Source organism: Paraburkholderia sediminicola (assembly GCF_046027355.1).
Taxonomy (GTDB): domain Bacteria; phylum Pseudomonadota; class Gammaproteobacteria; order Burkholderiales; family Burkholderiaceae; genus Paraburkholderia; species Paraburkholderia sediminicola_B.
The window spans coordinates 38964-54868 of sequence record NZ_JAQQEK010000029.1; the positions used below are offsets into that span (position 1 = coordinate 38964).

The window sequence follows — 15905 nt, forward strand, 5'->3', positions numbered from 1 at the left end:
TCGATTTGCCTGATTTAGCGCGGTTTCTTATCCTTGACGCACAACCGCATGCGCCTCGCTGCATGCGCCGTCCGCTCCTTTTTTGCCGGCAGGATCATGGAAAGAACCACCTTCAACGTGCGCGTCGATAGCGTCCGCGACGAAGCGCATGGCGTGCGCTCGTTCAGCGTCTCGCGTCTGGACGGGCAACCGTTCGACCACTACGAACCCGGCGCGCACATCGACGTCACCGGTCCATCCGGCGTCACGCGGCAATATTCGTTGTGCGGCGACCCGGATCAGCGGAACGCGCATCTGTTCGCCGTGAAGCGCGAAGACACGTCACGCGGCGGCTCGCGTTCGCTGCATGAGGACGTCACGGTCGGCAGCGAATTGACCATCGGCGCGCCGCGCAATCTGTTCCAGCTCGCGCCGGGCGCCGATGAACATATTCTGATTGCCGCGGGTATCGGTGTGACACCGCTCCTGAGCATGGCGTACCGTCTGCTCAAGCAGCAACAGCGCTTCGTGCTGCACTATTTCGCGCGTAGCGCGGAGCACGCGGCGTTTTTGCCGCTGCTGTCACGCGCGCCGTTCAGTGATTATGTGAAGCTCCACTTTGGCGTCGCGCGCGAGCAACTCGATGCGGTGCTCGGCCATTGCTTTGTGAATGCACGCGAAGGCACGCACGTCTATACCTGCGGGCCGGCGCCTTTCATGGAACGTGTGGTGGCGATCGGCGAAACGCGTGTCGCGCCTGAAGCGATTCATCTCGAACGCTTCGCCGCTGAGCCGGCGTCAACCACGGGCGCAGAATCGGCAACGCTCGATACCTTCGACGTGCGGATCGCGAGCAGCGGCGCGACCGTGCGCGTGGACAAGGACACGACCATCGTCGCGGCGCTGGCGTCGATCGGCATCGAAGTGGATACGTCGTGCGGCGAAGGTGTATGCGGCACGTGCATGGTCGACGTGGTGAGCGGCACGCCCGAGCATCGGGACCATTGCCTGAGCAAAGCGGAACGCGCGAGCGGCAAGGTGATCTGCTGCTGCATTTCACGCGCCGCGTCGCCGGTCTTGGTGTTGGATCTCTAAAGCCTGAACAAGGTGTCGCATTCGCGGCACCTTTCCCAAACGCTTCGTCTTACCGGTCGTCGTCGCGAATCGACGACGCATGCCGGCACAGCGCGCGCACTTCGACATCCATATACGGAAACAGCGGCAACTGGCTCAGCACGTCGTGCAGATGCGCGGGGCTCTCCACATCGAACACGCTGATATTCGCGTAGCGGCCGGCAATGCGCCACAGATGCCGCCACACGCCCTCCTGTTGCAGCTTTTGCGACATCGCCTTCTCATCGGCCTTCAGGCGCGCGGCGCGTTCGGCATCCATATCGGCCGGCAGGCGGACGGTCATCTCAACGTGAAACAGCATGCTTGCTCTCCTCTCTGATCGGTAACAAAAAAGCCCTGGCGGCCCGGCCAATCGCGCCGCGCAACCAGGGCCGACAGATTCGTGCGATACGTCCGGGCGTTTTCTTTCAGACGCCCGGCTTCAGCCCTGCGCAAGCGGCATCAGGCTTCGGCGCGCAGACGCTCCACTTCGGCGTCCGGCAGATTGTCGCGGTGCTTGAACAGCGTGAAGTCGAAATCGATCAGCGCGAAATTGCCGTCCACGCCATACGGTTTGCCTTCGGCGCCTTCAGCCTGTTTAACCGCCGGCACGAGGCCGTCGCGCGTGGCGAAGGCAAAGTCGTCCCACAGATACGGATCGCCGTCGATGTTGATCTGCGTAGTCAGCTTGCGGAAACCCGGCGCGGAAACGAAGAAGTGAATATGCGCCGGACGATGTCCATGCCGGCCGAGTTGATCGAGCAACAGTTGCGTCTGGCCTTGCGGCGGCACGCTATAGCCGACCGGCACGACGCTGCGGAAGCTGTACTTGCCTTCGGCATCGGTACGGATCGAACGGCGCAGATTGAAGGCCGGCTGCGATTTGTCGAAGTACGAGTAGTTGCCGAGATGGTTCGCGTGCCACACTTCGACGAGCGCATGAGCGAGCGGCTTGCCATCTTCGCCGAGCACGCGGCCGCGCATGATCAGCGTCTGGCCCGGATCGGTGCCGTCGTCGAGACGCGCATGCCCGTCTGAGAGCGGCGCGCCGGCCACATACAACGGGCCTTCGATCGTGCGCGGCGTGCCGCCTTCGATACCGGCCTTCGCCTCCGCTTCATCCAGACGCAGGTCGAGAAAATGTTCGAAACCCAGACCCGCGGCCAGCAGACCGAGTTCACCGCTCTTGCCGGCGTCGCCGAGGTAGTTCAGCGCGGTCCAGAATTCGGCGGGCTGCACGTCGAGGTCTTCGATCGTATAGAACAGATCCTGCACGATCCGGTTGACGATCTGCTTGGTGCGCGGATTGCCGTCGCTGGTGGCGCTGTCGTTGATTTTATTGAGCAGCGCGTCGATAGCTTGCTTGTTCATGGGGTATCTCCTTCGTTTGATGTTCTGGATGGCTAACGGATGAGCCTTCAGTGCTTCAGTTGGTAGTGACGCTGGCGCCTTTGCGCGTATCGCGCCGCAGACGGTCGATCTTGTCCCAGTCGAGCGTGATGCCAAGACCCGGACCTTGAGGCAGATGCAGCGCGAAATTCTCGTAGCGCAGCGGTTCGGTGAGAATCTCTTCGGTCAGCAGCAAGGGGCCGAACAGTTCCGTGCCCCACTTCAACTCGCCGAAGGTGCTGAAGAGCTGCGCCGAGGCGATCGTGCCGACCGCGCCTTCGAGCATCGTGCCGCCATACAGGTCGATATTCGCGGCCGACGCGATGGCCGCCACCTGCGCGGCGCCCACGAGGCCGCCCGATTGCGCGATCTTCACGGCGAACACATCGGCGGCGCGCGCGCTGGCGACGGCGAATGCGTCGGCCGGGCCATGCAGCGCTTCGTCGGCCATGATCGGCACCTGCGCGAGGTCGGTCAGACGCTTGAGGCCCGCACGATTCTCCGCCGCGATGGGCTGCTCGATCAGCGTCACGCCCGCATCGGCAAAACGCCGGGCGGCCCAGATCGCCTCGGATTCGCTCCAAGCCTGGTTCACATCGACGCGCACTTCGCCGCGTCCTTCCACAGCTTTCTGGATCGCGACGACATGCGCCACGTCCTCGGCGACAGCGCGCGTGCCGATCTTCAGCTTGAACACGCGATGGCGCCTCGTCTCATACACCTGCTCGGCTTCGTCGATATCGCGCTGCGTATCGCCGCTGGCGAGCGTCCACGCCACGTCCACGGAATCGCGCACGCGGCCGCCGAACAACTCCGACAGCGGCACGCCGAGGCGCTGTGCCTGCGCATCGAACAGTGCCGTTTCCAGCGCGGATTTCGCAAAGCGGTTGCCCTGAAACAGCCCACGCAGTTTCGCCATTGCGGCGCCCGGACGCGTTGCGTCCAACCCTTTGAGCAACGGCGCGAAATAGGTGTCGATGTTGACCTTGATACTTTCCGGGCTTTCCTCGCCATAAGCGAGGCCACCGATCGTGGTGCCCTCGCCCACGCCGACCAGCCCGTCGGCGCAACGGATGCGCACCAGCACCAGCGTCTGGCAATTCATCGTTGCGACCGAGAGACGGTGCGGACGGATCGTCGGTACGTCGACGAGAATCGTCTCCACGCTCTCGATCTTCACGGGTGTTGCTATCATTCGTTGCCCTCCTGAACTGCCTGAACCGGGAGCCCCAATAGTAGAAACAACCCGCGAAGCAGTCCAACACCGATTCCGACTACTTCCATACCGTAGGGGTATGCATGGAACTTCGCCAACTCCGCTACTTCATCGCGGTCGCGGAAGAAATGAACATCACGCGGGCGGCTAATCGCCTGCACATGACGCAGCCGCCGCTCAGTCGCCAGATCCAGCAGATCGAGGAAAGCGTCGGCCTGGCGCTGTTCGAGCGCGGCTCGCGGCCGCTGCGTCTGACCGAAGCCGGCCGGATTTTCTATACGCAGGCCAAGCGCCTCGTCGACGAAGCGGACGAACTCGCCCCGCTCACGCGGCGCCTCGCGCAACTGGCCGAGCGCGTCGTGATCGGCTTCGTGCCGTCCACGCTGTACGGCGCGCTGCCCGCCGTGATCCGCGCGTTTCGCGAGGCCGCGCCGCATATCGAACTGTCGCTGATCGAAATGTTCACGATCGAGCAGCTCGCGGCGCTCAAGGGCGGCCGGATCGACGTGGGCTTTGGCCGCCTGCGTTTCGACGACGTGCAACTCGCGCGCGAGGTCCTCGTCGAGGAAAGGATGATTGCCGCGCTGCCGCAAGACCATCCACTCGCCCGACAAAAGAAGCCGATAACTTTGGCGGCCCTCGCGCAGGAAACCCTGATCGTCTACCCGAGCACACCGCGCCCAAGCTATGCCGACCAGCAGTTGTCGGCCATGCACGACCACGCGTTGGAGCCGAAGGCGATCCACGAAGTGCGGGAATTGCAGACCGCGTTGGGTCTGGTGGCGGCACAAGTGGGCGTGTGTCTGGTGCCGGAAAGCGTGGAAGGTCTGCGCGCGCACGGCGTGGTGTATCGGCCCATTCCGGCGGCCAACGTCGCTTCGCCGATCATCATGAGCCGGCGTCTGCAGGATGAGTCGCCGACCACCACGCTGCTCTGTTCGATCGCACGGGACCTGTTCAAACGGACCTGACGCGGCCCGGCAATCACTTCTCGTCGAAGCGCCGCACGATATCCCCCATCAGGTTGCGCAGCCACACGTTGCCCTCGTCCTGATCGAAATGCTCGTGCCAGTGCATCGTGACCGCAGCAATCGGCAAGGTCACGGGCAACTCATAGATCTGGAAGCCGCCGTCGCGATTGAAAATGTGCGCGAGGCGCCGCGGCAGCGTGGCAAACAGATCAGTGACAGCCAGCACGCTCGGCAACGCCACGAAATGCGGTAGTTCCAGCGCGATATGACGCCCGACGCCTTGCGTGCGGAATTCGTCGTCGAGCGCATGGTGGCTGTGCTCGACCGAGCTGATCTGCACGTGCGACGCATCCAGAAACGCCTTCAGACTCAAGTCCTTCGTGCGCGGCAAGCCGCGCCGCTTCCTCGTCATACACACGTACGTCTCTTCAAATAGCGCCTGATGCCGCGTGCGCGCGGTCAGCGTGGGCAGATTGCCGATGGCGAAATCGAGCCGGCTCGCGCGCAATGCGTCTTCCATTTCCTCGACCGGCAACGGCTCGATGCGCAATCTCACACGCGGCGCCTGCCGGTGCAAAGCCTCGCAAATCGGCGGCAGATAGGCCAGCTCGCCCGCATCCGAGAGCGATAGCCGGAACGTGCGCGTGCTCACCGCCGGGTCGAAATGCTCCGCGTAACGCAGCGCTTCGCGCACCGTATCCAGCGCGCGCGACACGATAGTCGACAACTCCAGCGCGATCGGCGTGGGCTGCATGCCGGCACGCGTGCGGATGAACAGCGGGTCGTCGAACAGCGTGCGCAAGCGCCCCAGCGAATAGCTGATGGCGGGCTGCGATAGCGCGAGCCGCTCGCCAGCCCGAGTGAGGCTGCGCTCTTCGACGATCGCCTGAAAGACGCGCAGCAAATTGAGGTCGACGTGGTCCAGCGAGTTCATCGAGATATCCATGCGGTTGATCTTACATTTCATTTTAGATCAATTTGACGCATATCAACGAGTCGACGAAACTTCGCTTCATCGACCACCCCACCTATACGAGCCATGAGCGAATCCTCCTACCAGACCGTCGACACGAGCGCGTTGTATCAGCGCGCGCAGTCCGATCGCGTGGCCCCGTCGCTGTACTACGACCCGGCTGTCTTCGAAGCGGAACTCGAACGCATTTTCTACAAGACGTGGATCTGGGTCGCGCACGAAAGCGAGCTGCCGAATCCGGGCGACTTCCGCACCACCACGATCGGCCGCCAGCCGGTAATCGTGGTGCGCGACAAGAGCGGCGCGGTCAACGTCCTGCAGAACCGCTGCCGTCACCGCGGCGCAACCGTGTGCGAACAGCACAAGGGCAACGCGAAAGGCTTCACGTGCCCGTATCACAGCTGGACCTACGGACTCGACGGCGCATTGCGCGCGCTGCCATACGGCGACGGCTATGAAGGCGTGATCGACAAAACCGAACTGCCGCTCGCCAGCTTGCGTGTGGGCATCTATCAAGGCCTGATCTTCGCGAGCTTCAATCAGGAAATCGAGCCGCTCGAAGATTTCCTCGGCGGCGCGAAGCCGTGGATCGATCTGTTCATGAAGCAAGGCGCGGGCTATCCGATCAAGGCTAACGGCGAACATCGCTTCCGCTTTAACGGCAACTGGAAGATCCAGCTCGAGAACACCACCGACCTGTATCACTTCCCCGTGGTCCACAAGTCCTGGATGAAATCGATCGACGACGAAACCGCCGCCGCGATCACGAGTTTCATGACGAGCGACGAAGCCTTCTGCCGCTCGCTCGGCAACGGCCATAGCCTCGCCGTGCTGGTGCCGGAAATCGTCGACCTCGACAAGGACGACGGCGCGCCGATTCCGGAGCGCTTCGAAGAACTCGCCGCCTCGCTCGCGAAGGACCACACACCGGAAGAAGTGCGCCGCATCGTGCGCTCGCTGATGGGCGTCGGCTTCAACCTGAATCTGTTTCCGAACCTCGCGCTGTCGATGGCGTTTTTCCGCGTGCTGCGGCCCATTTCGGCAAACGAGACCGAGATCCGCCACGTCGCCCTCGCCATGGACGGCGGACCCGAGGAAGCGAACCGCGTGCGCCTGCGCATTCACGAACACTTCCAGGGCCCGTTCGGTTTCGGCAGCCCGGACGACGCCGAAGCGTGGGAGCGCGTGCAGCGCGGCTCGCAGGCCGGCCCCGATCTGCCGATCCTCGTGAACCGTGGATTGAATCGCGAGAGCACCGCGCCGAACGGCGAAAAGACCGCCCACGCCACCGACGAAACCGGCATGCGCGAAGCGTACGCGCAATGGCGCACGATGATGGAGCAAGCATGATGGACGACAGAAACACGCTGTTTTCACAGAAGACATTTGCCGGTGCGATCGAACTCATCTGGCGCGAAGCCGAACTGCTGGATCGCAAGGACTATCGCGAGTGGCTCACGCTGTGGGACCCGACGGGCTTCTACGTCGTGCCGATCGATCACGACACCACCGACTTTGCCGCCACGCTGAACTACGCATACGACGATCAGGACATGCGCGAAAAACGCGTGCAACGCATGACGTCCGGCTATTCGGCCTCCGCGAGCGACGCCGCCCGCACGGTGCGCACGGTTTCGCGTTTCACACTCACGAGCGACGCCAGCGATGAAGTCACGGTGAATTCGGCGCAAGTCATCGTCGCCTACAAACGCGGCAAGTCGACGCTGTTCGCCGCGGACCTCACGCATCGCATCAGTTTCGCGAGCGGCGAGCCGCGCATCGTGCAGAAGGTGATCCGCCTGATCGATTCGACCGAAGCGTTGAGCGCGATCGGCTTTCTGCTCTGATCCTTCCGATCCCTGAGACCGCGAGCGTAGCGATGCCCACACTAGAAGTATATTTGCCGGAAGGCCATGCGCCAGCGCGTAAGGCGCAATTGATCGCGGGCCTTACGCAGGCCACCGTGGCGGCAATCGGCGCGCCTGCCGAATCGGTGCGGATTCTGCTGAGTGAATTGCCACCGCACGATTTCGGTTTGGGCGGAGTGAGCACCGCAAGCGCCCGCGCGCCGCTTCTCACCATCGTGGCGATCCTGATCGCGGGCCGCACGCCCGCGCAAAAGGAAGCCCTGGTCGCCGCGCTCAGCAAAACCGGCGCGGACGTACTCGAAACACCACTTGCCGTCGCCCGCGTGATGATCAAGGACATTCCGAACACCGATTTCGGCATCGGCGGGCAGACCGCGAAATCACTCGGGCGTTAGCGCCTTCCCCCTTACCAATTATTGCGAACCAGCGGGCACGACGATGCAAAACGACACGTTTTCTCCCACGGCCGGAGCGCCTCCAGCATCCGCGGCGCCGGCCACCTCGCGCACATTGCGGCGGATCATCGTCGCCTCGGTCCTCGGCAATGCGCTCGAGTGGTACGACTTTTTTCTGTACGGCACGGCCGCCGCACTGATCTTCGGACCGTTGTTCTTCCCGCTGCATGGCGACCCGCTGCTGGGCACGCTCGCCGCTTTCGCGGGCTTTGCAATCGGTTTTCTGGCGCGGCCGCTGGGCGGCATCGTGTTCGGCCATATCGGCGACCGGCACGGCCGCAAACGCGCGCTCGTCATCACGCTGATGATGATGGGCGTGGCGACCTTCGGCATCGGCCTGTTGCCGACGTTCTCGCAAGTCGGCTTTCTCGCGCCTGCCGCGCTCGTGTGCCTGCGGGTCGTGCAAGGTATTGCGTCAGGCGGCGAATGGGGCGGCGGCGTGCTGTTGATCAGCGAGAGCGCGCCGGCCAATCGTCGCGGCTACTATGCGGCGTTCAGTCAGTTGGGCGTGGCGGGTGGCTTCGTGTTGTCGGCGGCCGCGTTCTATCTGGTGCAGCGCTTGCCCGTCGAAAGCTTCATGTCGTGGGGCTGGCGCGTGCCGTTTCTTGCCAGCGTGCTGATCTTCGGCGTCGGCGTGTACATTCGCCGGCGCTTGCCGGAGAGCCGCGACTTCACGGCCGCCAAACCGAAACACATGCCCGTGCTGACCGTGCTGCGCAATCATCCGAAGCAGGTCTTGCAGGCGATGGGGCTGCGCGTCGCTGAAAACGGCGGAACGTATATCTTTCTTTCGTTCGTGCTGGTGTACGGCAAGACGATCGGCGTGCCCGTTTCGGTGATGCTCGGCGGCGTGATGGCGGCCATGCTGCTCGAACTCGTGACGATCGTGTTGTGGGGGCGTCTGTCGGACGTGATCGGGCGGCGGCCGGTGTATATGATCGGCGCGCTCGGCTTGGTGGTGATCGCGTTTCCCGCGTTCTGGCTGATTGACACGCATCAGCCGATGCTCGTGTTCCTGTCGCTCGTGCTCGGCCTGCCGTTCTGCCACGCAGCGATGATCGGCACGCAACCCGCATTGATGGGCGAACTGTTCCCCACGGAAGTGCGTTACTCGGGCATGGCGCTGGGTCACGAAATCGCCTCAGTCTTTTCCGGCGGACTCGCACCGCTTGTCGCGACCGCGCTGTACGCGAAAGTGCGCGCACCGTGGCCGGTCGCGTTGATGCTGATCGGCTTCGGCGTGATCACCGCGCTCACGCTCGTGACGATTCCCCGCAACACCAGCACGACGCATGATTGAACTGCGATCAGCCGGCCGGCGCGGCGACGAGCGGCAGCGAGAAGCTGCACTCGAGCCCGCCGTGCTGCGTCGGTTTTGCCCAGATCTCGCCGCCGTGCCGCGTGACGATGTTCTTGCACAGCGAGAGTCCGATGCCATTGCCGCCCGCTTTCGACGAGGAGAAGCCGTCGAAGAGACGGCCGTGTGCATCGGCGGGAACACCTGGACCGTTGTCGATCACCTGCGTGATAGCGTGTTTGCCACGCAGATGCGTGACGAGGCGAAGCTCACGGCGCTCCAAGGTCGCGCCTTCGTTTGTCCCTTCTCCAAGCGCTTCTATCGCATTGAAGGCCAGATTCAACACCACCTGCCCGATCAAAACTCGCTCGACATAAACAGGCAGCGGCTCGGTCGCCTGCTCGATCGTAAGCATCACGCCCGCCTCGCGCGCACGCAATTCGATGAAGTACGCCACGTCCGCGAGCACCTCGCGCAGATCCGCATGCGTCTCGCTCGGCTCGCGCTTGACGATGTAATCGCGCACGCTCTTGATGATCAACGCCGCATGTTCAGCCTGACGATCGGCGTTGCGCAGGCCCCACACGGCATCGTCGATCGAAGCGGGTTGCGCGAGCCGCCGGATCGCGCCTTCGATGAAGTTGCGCACGGCGGCAAGCGGCTGGCTCAGTTCATGGGCAATGGCGGTGGCCATTTCTCCCATCGCGTTGTAACGCCCTGCATATTCGAGCAAACGCGCTTCGTTGCGTCGCGCTTCTTCGACGGCAACCTCGTCCGTCACGTCACGAAAGTGCAGCAGCCGGCCATTCAGGTCGTTTTCGATCTCGATACGCCGGCACGTGATGCGCAACCAGCCTGGCGTGCCGTCGCGGCGCGTGATGCGGTAACGCTGCGGCGCCGACGGTTGAATCCGCGGCGCGTTGGCAAGCTGTTCCAGCAGACGCTTGCGGTCCGGCTCGCTGCAATAGTCGAGCACGTCCCCCATCGGCGCGCCCTCATCCAGACCGAGCACGCGCCGGCCGGACTCGCTGACGAACTCCACTTCGCCCGTGGGCGTCAGCACCGCGACGCCTTCGCCGAGATCCTGCATGAATTCGCGCAGCCGCGATTCGTAACGGCGCAGCGTTTGCTTGAGCGTGTCTTCCGCGCTGATGTCGCGGAACTGCACCATCACCACCGCGCGTTCGCGCAGCGGCACGTAAGTGGCGATCGCCTCGGACAACATGTCGGCACCGGTGCGCGAGCGGTAACACCACTCGTACACCTGCGGGCCTTCGGTGATCGAACGGTCCATCGCGCCCACGCCGATCTCGCGACGGTACTTCGGCACCGGACGCGTCATGTCCTTCGCCTTGAGCGGCAGCAATTCGGCGAGCGTAAAGCCGAGCGCCTCGCAGGCCGCGCGATTGGCCCATACGATTGCCTTGGTGTCGGCGTCGTGCAGCAGCACGCACAGCGTGAGCGCGTCGAGCAGGCGGTGGAAGTCTTCTTCGGCGGGGAAATTCATCGGGCAGTACGGCACACAGGTTCGATCACGTATGGGCAGAAACATAACACCAGCGCGCGTGTTGCGCGCCTGAAGATTTCTTTAGATGACCCCGGAGCGTTACCTAAACAAGCACCCCGCGTCCCAATTGAAGCGTTCTTTTTGCATTTCTAGACTGCTCTGAACCCGCACGGCTCGTCATTTCGTGCCCAACGTGCCGCGAGTTTCAGCCAATAACGAATCAAGGAGAAATCCCATCATGTCCGACACCGCCACCGCCGTTGCTGCCGACCAATCGAGCACGTCGAGCGCCGCCCGTCTGACGCTCGATGAAGTGATCGCCGAGATCGCCGCGCGCCGCGACGAGTTCGACCGTCTCTCGCATGTGCCGCGCGACGTGATCGCCAAGCTCAAGCGTGCGGGCGTCTATCGCGCTGCCACGCCGCGGCGTTTCGGCGGCGACGCGCTCGCGCCAGCCGCGTTTCTCGACATGATCGAGCGCATCGCGGTGGCGGATGGTTCGGCGGCGTGGGTCGCGAGCTTCGGCTCGGCCAATGTCTACCTCGCGGCGCTGCCGTTGCACACCCAGGCGGAAATCTACGCCGACGGCCCCGATCAGGTGTTCGCGGGCGGCCTCTTCCCGGTACAACCGGCACAGCCCGCTGAAGGCGGCTGGCGCGTGAACGGCACGTGGAAATTCGCGAGCGGATGCAAAGGCGCGGACTGGCTCGGCGTGGGGATCGGCGTGGGCGCCCCAGGCACCGGAGGCAAACCGCGCACGGCCGTGTTCCGTCCGCATCAGGTGGAGATCGTCGAGAACTGGGACGTGGTCGGCATGCAGGGCACCGGCAGCCACGATCTGCGCGTCTGCGACCAGTTCGTCGCCGACGACTGGACCTTCGTGCGCGGCGGCGAACCGTGCGTGGACGAACCGCTGTATCGCTACCCAACTATCGCCTACGCCGCGCAAGTGCTTGCCGTGGTCAACCTCGGCCTCGCGCGCGCCGCGCTCGACGTCGCAAACCACATGGCCGGCGGTCGCAAAACAACCACGGGCGCCCCGCAACTCGCCGACCGCGCGTACTACCGCATCGAACTCGCGAAAGCGGAGGCGCAACTGCGCTCGGCTCGTGCATTTTTCTACGACACGACCAATGAAGTCTGGCAATCGATTCTCGCCGGCAATCCGGTCACTGCGGATCAGGTGAGCCTGCTGCGTCTCTCAGCGACGCAGATCGCCCGCGAAGGCGCCGAGGTCGTGCAGCGCGCCTACCGGCTCGGCGGCACGATGGCGATTTATCGCTCGCATCCATTGCAGCGGTTGATGCGCGACTCGATGGTCGTGACCCAGCACGCGTTTCTTGGCGAAGGCAACTACGACGGCGCCGGCGCGGTGTTCGTAGGCGTACCGCCGATTCCGGGCTACCTGTAAGCCGCTTTCCGATCGATCACCATCCACGTAGCTACGATTGCAAGGAGCAACACCTCATGTCCGACACTTCAACGCCGCCGCTGCGTGTTCTGTTCTGCTGCGGCGTCACACAGAATTTCTTCGACTTGCCGCGCGAACAAATCGGCGAAGTCTGGCAGGCGTACGGCAAGATGCTGGCTGCCATCGAGTCGATGGAAGGCGTCAAGGTGCTCGGCATCATGGACGACGACCGCCTCACGGTAGGCCATGCCGACAACTCGCCGTGGACCTTCTACATCATGGCCGACGTGCGCGATTTCGACACCACCGTGGCGGTTTGCAATCTGTATCGCACCACGCCGGTGGGCCAGTACAACCTGTGGCGCTACGGCAAGATCGAAGCGCGTGTCGGGCGTGCGCTGCAAGTGCCGCCGCAACATGCCAACGCCGCTTGAGCGTGCCGCAATGAACGCGAACCAGGATACGCTTGCCATATTGACCGAACGCCTCGCCGCGCTCGAAGCCGAATCAGCCGTGCGCCGCACGATGGCCCGCTATATGGCGCTATGCGACGTGCCGTCCGGCGCGCTCGAAGGCGAGACGCTCGCGGCACTCTTCGCCGCCGACGCGATCTGGGAAGGCATCGGCCCACAGTACACGAGCAAGTTCGGCCGCCTGACGGGCCACGCTGAAATTCTCGCGATGCTCACGCGCTATCTGCCGCCCTCGCCGCATTTCTCGGTGAACGTGCACTTCCTCACGTCGGAATCCATCGACGTGCAGGGCGCGAGCGCGAAAGGCCGCTGGATCATGCTGCAGGCCTCGGGCTATGTCGATGCGCCAGCCGAATTGATCTCGGCGCGCCTCGAAGTGGATTTCGCGCCTGCCGGCAACGGCCATGACTGGCTCATCATGCACTTTCGCACGGAGCGCCTGTTCGACGCGCCGTGGCAAGTCAATGCAAGGAAACCGCACCCATGAACGAGTTTATCCAGACGCTGTCGTTAGGCGGCACCGGTCCGAGCATCGCGATCAAGGACACGATCGACATCGCCGGTTACGCCACCACCGCCGCCAGCCGCGCGCTGGCGGATGCTCCGCCCGCGCAAAAGCATGCGGAAGTGGTCGAACGATTGCTCGCGGCCGGCTGGCACATCGTCGGCAAGGCGAACATGCATGAACTGGCGTTCGGCATGACCGGCATCAACGACTACACCGGCACGCCGCAGAATCCGCAAGACGCTGCGCGCATTCCGGGCGGATCGTCGAGCGGATCGGCGGCGGCAGTCGGACTGAAACTCGCCGACGCCGCGCTCGGCACCGACACCGGCGGCTCGATCCGCGGCCCGGCCGCCTGTTGCGGCGTGATTGGATTGAAGCCGACCTTCGGGCGCGTGTCGCGGCTCGGCGTGGCGCCGCGAGAGTCCACGCTCGATTGTGTCGGACCGTTTGCACGTGACATGCGCATGCTCGTTGCCGCGATGCAGGCCATCACCGCTAACTTCGATGCGAACGCCGCGCACGCATGGCAAGGCGCGTGCAAAGTCGGCATCGTGCAGGCCGAGGCCACGGCCGAGATCCTCGAAGCCGTGACACGCGCGGCCGATCAAGCCGGTTGCGCCGCGCACACGTTGCCGCTCACCGGCCTCGCCGCCGCCTTCGACGCGGGCCTCGCCGTCATCAACGCCGAGACATCGCGTGCGTTCGGTCATCTGGTGGCAAGCGGCAAACTCGGCGCGGATCTCGACGCGCGCCTGCGCGCCGCGGCCAACGCGACCGCCGCGCAACTCGACGCGGCCGAACAGGTGCGCCGCGGCTTCACCGCGGCAGTCGATCACGCGCTCAACAACGTCGACGTGCTGATTCTCCCCACGCTGCCCGCCTTGCCGATCACACTCGACGAAGCACGCGGCGGCACGTCGGTGATTGCGATGTCGTCGCTGATCCGGCCGTTCAATCTGAGCGGCCATCCCGCGCTGAGTTTGCCGTTGCCGATCGACGGCTCGCCGCTCAAGGCCGGCTTGCAGATCGTCGGACGCAAGGGTCAGGATGAGCAGGTGTGCGCGATCGCGGCGCGTTTCGAAGCTGCCCTCGCCGCTTGATTCGCTTGAGCCATGCCTCGGGCCGCACGAATAGCGGCCGTTTTTTTGAAGTGGAGCGAAGTGGAGTGGATGCAATGCAGAAAAGAGTCGTTCTTGTCACCGGCGCCGCGCGCGGTCTGGGCGCCGCGATCGCCACGCGCTTTCATGCGGCGGGTTACGCGGTCGCCATCGGCGATATCGCGTTCGATGCCGCACAAGCCCTCGCGCGCGATCTGAGCGCCGACGGTTCCACCGCGTTCGCGCTGAATCTCGATGTCACCGCGAAAGCCGCTTTCACCGCGGCACGCGACGCCATCCTGCAGCGCTGGGGGCATATCGATGCGTTGGTCAACAACGCGGGCGCGTCCAAAGTCGTAAGCGTGATGGACATTACCGCCGAGCAATTCGATCAGGTCATCAACGTGAACTTGCGCAGCGTGCTGTTCGGCTGCCAGGTGTTCGGCCAGCATTTCGCCGACGCGGGCGCGGGCCGTATCGTCAACATCGCGTCGCTCGCGGGACAGAACGGCGGCTCGGCAACCGGCGCGCACTATGCTGCCGCGAAAGGCGGTGTGATCACGCTCACCAAGGTCTTCGCGCGCGATCTCGGCCCGGCGGGCGTGACCGTCAACGCCATTTCGCCTGGACCGATGGATCTGCCGATCGTGCATGAAAGTGTCGCGCCCGACAAACTGAAGGCAGTGATCGCGAACATTCCAGCGGGACGTCTAGGCTCAGCGGATTATGTCGCCGATGTAGCCGTGATGCTCGCCGCGGAAAACGCCTACTTCGCGAACGGCGCGTGCTGGGATGTGAACGGCGGACTGTTCATGCGCTGATGCGGATGCGCGGGTCCACCACAGCGGCACGCATCAACGCTGCATGCCGCCCGTGGCCGCATCCTGATCCCACACCGCCATCACCTCGCGCACCAGCATCGCGATGGAGGCCGCGCCGAGCTTGTCCTTGATGCTCGCGCGATGCACGTCGACGGTCTTCACGCTGATCGACAGATCGCTGGCAATGCGCTTGCTGCCCTTGCCGTCGATCACGCCGCGCAGCACCTCCTTTTCACGCGCGGTCAGCGACTCGATCCGCTTGCGCAGCTCACGCTGCTTCTGGCCGGCCACATGACGCTGCGCTGCGAGCTTCAGCGCGCTTTGCACGCGGTCTAGCATCTGCTGCGAGTTATACGGTTTCTCGACGAAATCGATCGCGCCGTTTTGCAACGCACGCACCGACATCGGAATGTCGCCGTGACCGCTGACGAAAATGATCGGCAACGTGGCGCCGCGACGGTTCAATTCCGCTTGCACATCGAAGCCGCTGTGTTCCGGCATACGCACGTCGAGCACGAGACAGGCAGGCACGTCCGGATCGAACGCGCCGAGAAACTCGCCGGCATTCGCGAAGCCCGCCGACTTCACGCCAACCGATTCGAGCAGCCACGCGAGCGACGTGCGCATGCCGCTGTCGTCGTCGACGATGTAGACGATCGGTGCAAGGGGCGTGGTGGATTGCAAAGGCTGGGACATGGTGGTCGTCTTAGATGCGATTCGAAGCGTGAAACCCAGTCCATCATAACCAGCGGGAAAAGCGATGCAAAGCGATAGTTACCCTGAAGGACTCGTTAATCATGGTCCATGCGTCCAGCGCTCAACCACAC

At 63.9% G+C, this 15905-nt stretch carries 17 protein-coding genes; 11 read left to right on the forward strand and 6 right to left on the reverse strand.

What is annotated here, in order from left to right:
- Window positions 1-96: 96 nt before the first annotated feature.
- The gene (locus tag PQR42_RS34970; protein WP_408390004.1) at window positions 97-1074 is read left to right on the forward strand and encodes a PDR/VanB family oxidoreductase; all 978 of its coding nucleotides are present in this window, start codon (window positions 97-99) and stop codon (window positions 1072-1074) included.
- A 49-nt stretch (window positions 1075-1123) separates the two neighbouring features.
- On the opposite strand, the gene catC is transcribed toward PQR42_RS34970, so the two are convergent.
- The 3 genes from catC to PQR42_RS34985 all read right to left on the reverse strand — a co-directional run bounded on the left by catC (window position 1124) and on the right by PQR42_RS34985 (window position 3676).
- The gene (gene catC / locus PQR42_RS34975) at window positions 1124-1414 is read right to left on the reverse strand and encodes a muconolactone Delta-isomerase (RefSeq protein WP_408494917.1); all 291 of its coding nucleotides are present in this window, start codon (window positions 1412-1414) and stop codon (window positions 1124-1126) included.
- Window positions 1415-1554: 140 nt separating this feature from the next.
- The gene (gene catA, locus PQR42_RS34980) at window positions 1555-2463 is read right to left on the reverse strand and encodes a catechol 1,2-dioxygenase (protein ID WP_408390000.1); all 909 of its coding nucleotides are present in this window, start codon (window positions 2461-2463) and stop codon (window positions 1555-1557) included.
- Between the two features lie 55 nt (window positions 2464-2518).
- Entirely contained in the window at window positions 2519-3676 is a 1158-nt protein-coding gene (locus PQR42_RS34985; RefSeq protein ID WP_408389998.1) for a muconate/chloromuconate family cycloisomerase, read from the reverse strand.
- Window positions 3677-3780: 104 nt separating this feature from the next.
- Here PQR42_RS34985 and PQR42_RS34990 point away from each other — a divergent pair, with 104 nt between their 5' ends.
- On the forward strand, window positions 3781-4668 hold the full coding sequence (locus PQR42_RS34990) for a LysR family transcriptional regulator (RefSeq protein ID WP_408215867.1): 888 nt from the start codon (window positions 3781-3783) through the stop codon (window positions 4666-4668).
- Window positions 4669-4681: 13 nt separating this feature from the next.
- Here PQR42_RS34990 and PQR42_RS34995 read toward each other — a convergent pair whose 3' ends face one another.
- Window positions 4682-5602 carry a LysR family transcriptional regulator gene (locus tag PQR42_RS34995; RefSeq protein WP_408389996.1) on the reverse strand — a complete coding sequence of 307 codons (921 nt, stop codon included), beginning with the start codon at window positions 5600-5602 and terminating at the stop codon, window positions 4682-4684.
- A gap of 105 nt (window positions 5603-5707) precedes the next feature.
- On the opposite strand from PQR42_RS34995, the gene PQR42_RS35000 reads away from it, so the two are divergent.
- The 4 genes from PQR42_RS35000 to PQR42_RS35015 are packed head-to-tail and all read left to right on the forward strand — an operon-like array spanning window position 5708 to window position 9264.
- A complete protein-coding gene (locus tag PQR42_RS35000; RefSeq protein WP_408389994.1) occupies window positions 5708-6991 on the forward strand; it encodes an aromatic ring-hydroxylating oxygenase subunit alpha in 1284 nt (427 codons plus the stop codon).
- Window positions 6988-7488 carry an aromatic-ring-hydroxylating dioxygenase subunit beta gene (locus PQR42_RS35005; protein ID WP_168794126.1) on the forward strand — a complete coding sequence of 167 codons (501 nt, stop codon included), beginning with the start codon at window positions 6988-6990 and terminating at the stop codon, window positions 7486-7488. The genes PQR42_RS35000 and PQR42_RS35005 overlap by 4 nt, the downstream gene beginning before the upstream one ends.
- Before the next feature lie 32 nt (window positions 7489-7520).
- A complete protein-coding gene (locus tag PQR42_RS35010) occupies window positions 7521-7904 on the forward strand; it encodes a tautomerase family protein (RefSeq protein ID WP_408215876.1) in 384 nt (127 codons plus the stop codon).
- Window positions 7905-7947: 43 nt separating this feature from the next.
- A complete protein-coding gene (locus PQR42_RS35015; protein ID WP_408215879.1) occupies window positions 7948-9264 on the forward strand; it encodes an MFS transporter in 1317 nt (438 codons plus the stop codon).
- A gap of 7 nt (window positions 9265-9271) precedes the next feature.
- Here PQR42_RS35015 and PQR42_RS35020 read toward each other — a convergent pair whose 3' ends face one another.
- Window positions 9272-10768: a PAS domain-containing sensor histidine kinase gene (locus PQR42_RS35020; RefSeq protein WP_408389992.1), complete on the reverse strand. Its 1497-nt coding sequence runs from the start codon at window positions 10766-10768 to the stop codon at window positions 9272-9274.
- Between the two features lie 238 nt (window positions 10769-11006).
- Here PQR42_RS35020 and PQR42_RS35025 point away from each other — a divergent pair, with 238 nt between their 5' ends.
- The 5 genes from PQR42_RS35025 (at window position 11007) to PQR42_RS35045 (ending at window position 15078) form a co-directional block, all read left to right on the forward strand.
- On the forward strand, window positions 11007-12179 hold the full coding sequence (locus tag PQR42_RS35025) for an acyl-CoA dehydrogenase family protein (RefSeq protein WP_408389990.1): 1173 nt from the start codon (window positions 11007-11009) through the stop codon (window positions 12177-12179).
- 56 nt (window positions 12180-12235) lie between these two features.
- The gene (locus PQR42_RS35030) at window positions 12236-12613 is read left to right on the forward strand and encodes a hypothetical protein (RefSeq protein WP_408389988.1); all 378 of its coding nucleotides are present in this window, start codon (window positions 12236-12238) and stop codon (window positions 12611-12613) included.
- 10 nt (window positions 12614-12623) lie between these two features.
- The gene (locus tag PQR42_RS35035) at window positions 12624-13139 is read left to right on the forward strand and encodes a nuclear transport factor 2 family protein (protein ID WP_408389986.1); all 516 of its coding nucleotides are present in this window, start codon (window positions 12624-12626) and stop codon (window positions 13137-13139) included.
- The gene (locus PQR42_RS35040; protein WP_408389984.1) at window positions 13136-14260 is read left to right on the forward strand and encodes an amidase; all 1125 of its coding nucleotides are present in this window, start codon (window positions 13136-13138) and stop codon (window positions 14258-14260) included. The genes PQR42_RS35035 and PQR42_RS35040 overlap by 4 nt, the downstream gene beginning before the upstream one ends.
- Before the next feature lie 74 nt (window positions 14261-14334).
- Window positions 14335-15078, forward strand: a complete 744-nt coding sequence (locus PQR42_RS35045; protein ID WP_408389982.1) for an SDR family NAD(P)-dependent oxidoreductase — start codon at window positions 14335-14337, stop codon at window positions 15076-15078.
- A 33-nt stretch (window positions 15079-15111) separates the two neighbouring features.
- On the opposite strand, the gene PQR42_RS35050 is transcribed toward PQR42_RS35045, so the two are convergent.
- Complete coding sequence (locus PQR42_RS35050; RefSeq protein ID WP_408389980.1) at window positions 15112-15774, reverse strand: response regulator transcription factor; 663 nt, start codon at window positions 15772-15774, stop codon at window positions 15112-15114.
- Between the last annotated feature and the right edge of the window lie 131 nt (window positions 15775-15905).

Excerpts from the sequence above, each read along its gene's own strand:
- PQR42_RS34970 (WP_408390004.1), top strand. The coding sequence starts at position 97 with ATGGAAAGAACCACCTTCAACGTGCGCGTCGATAGCGTCCGCGACGAA.
- catC (WP_408494917.1), bottom strand. The coding sequence starts at position 1,414 with ATGCTGTTTCACGTTGAGATGACCGTCCGCCTGCCGGCCGATATGGAT.
- catA (WP_408390000.1), bottom strand. The coding sequence starts at position 2,463 with ATGAACAAGCAAGCTATCGACGCGCTGCTCAATAAAATCAACGACAGC.
- PQR42_RS34985 (WP_408389998.1), bottom strand. The coding sequence starts at position 3,676 with ATGATAGCAACACCCGTGAAGATCGAGAGCGTGGAGACGATTCTCGTC.
- PQR42_RS34990 (WP_408215867.1), top strand. The coding sequence starts at position 3,781 with ATGGAACTTCGCCAACTCCGCTACTTCATCGCGGTCGCGGAAGAAATG.
- PQR42_RS34995 (WP_408389996.1), bottom strand. The coding sequence starts at position 5,602 with ATGAACTCGCTGGACCACGTCGACCTCAATTTGCTGCGCGTCTTTCAG.
- PQR42_RS35000 (WP_408389994.1), top strand. The coding sequence starts at position 5,708 with ATGAGCGAATCCTCCTACCAGACCGTCGACACGAGCGCGTTGTATCAG.
- PQR42_RS35005 (WP_168794126.1), top strand. The coding sequence starts at position 6,988 with ATGATGGACGACAGAAACACGCTGTTTTCACAGAAGACATTTGCCGGT.
- PQR42_RS35010 (WP_408215876.1), top strand. The coding sequence starts at position 7,521 with ATGCCCACACTAGAAGTATATTTGCCGGAAGGCCATGCGCCAGCGCGT.
- PQR42_RS35015 (WP_408215879.1), top strand. The coding sequence starts at position 7,948 with ATGCAAAACGACACGTTTTCTCCCACGGCCGGAGCGCCTCCAGCATCC.
- PQR42_RS35020 (WP_408389992.1), bottom strand. The coding sequence starts at position 10,768 with ATGAATTTCCCCGCCGAAGAAGACTTCCACCGCCTGCTCGACGCGCTC.
- PQR42_RS35025 (WP_408389990.1), top strand. The coding sequence starts at position 11,007 with ATGTCCGACACCGCCACCGCCGTTGCTGCCGACCAATCGAGCACGTCG.
- PQR42_RS35030 (WP_408389988.1), top strand. The coding sequence starts at position 12,236 with ATGTCCGACACTTCAACGCCGCCGCTGCGTGTTCTGTTCTGCTGCGGC.
- PQR42_RS35035 (WP_408389986.1), top strand. The coding sequence starts at position 12,624 with ATGAACGCGAACCAGGATACGCTTGCCATATTGACCGAACGCCTCGCC.
- PQR42_RS35040 (WP_408389984.1), top strand. The coding sequence starts at position 13,136 with ATGAACGAGTTTATCCAGACGCTGTCGTTAGGCGGCACCGGTCCGAGC.
- PQR42_RS35045 (WP_408389982.1), top strand. The coding sequence starts at position 14,335 with ATGCAGAAAAGAGTCGTTCTTGTCACCGGCGCCGCGCGCGGTCTGGGC.
- PQR42_RS35050 (WP_408389980.1), bottom strand. The coding sequence starts at position 15,774 with ATGTCCCAGCCTTTGCAATCCACCACGCCCCTTGCACCGATCGTCTAC.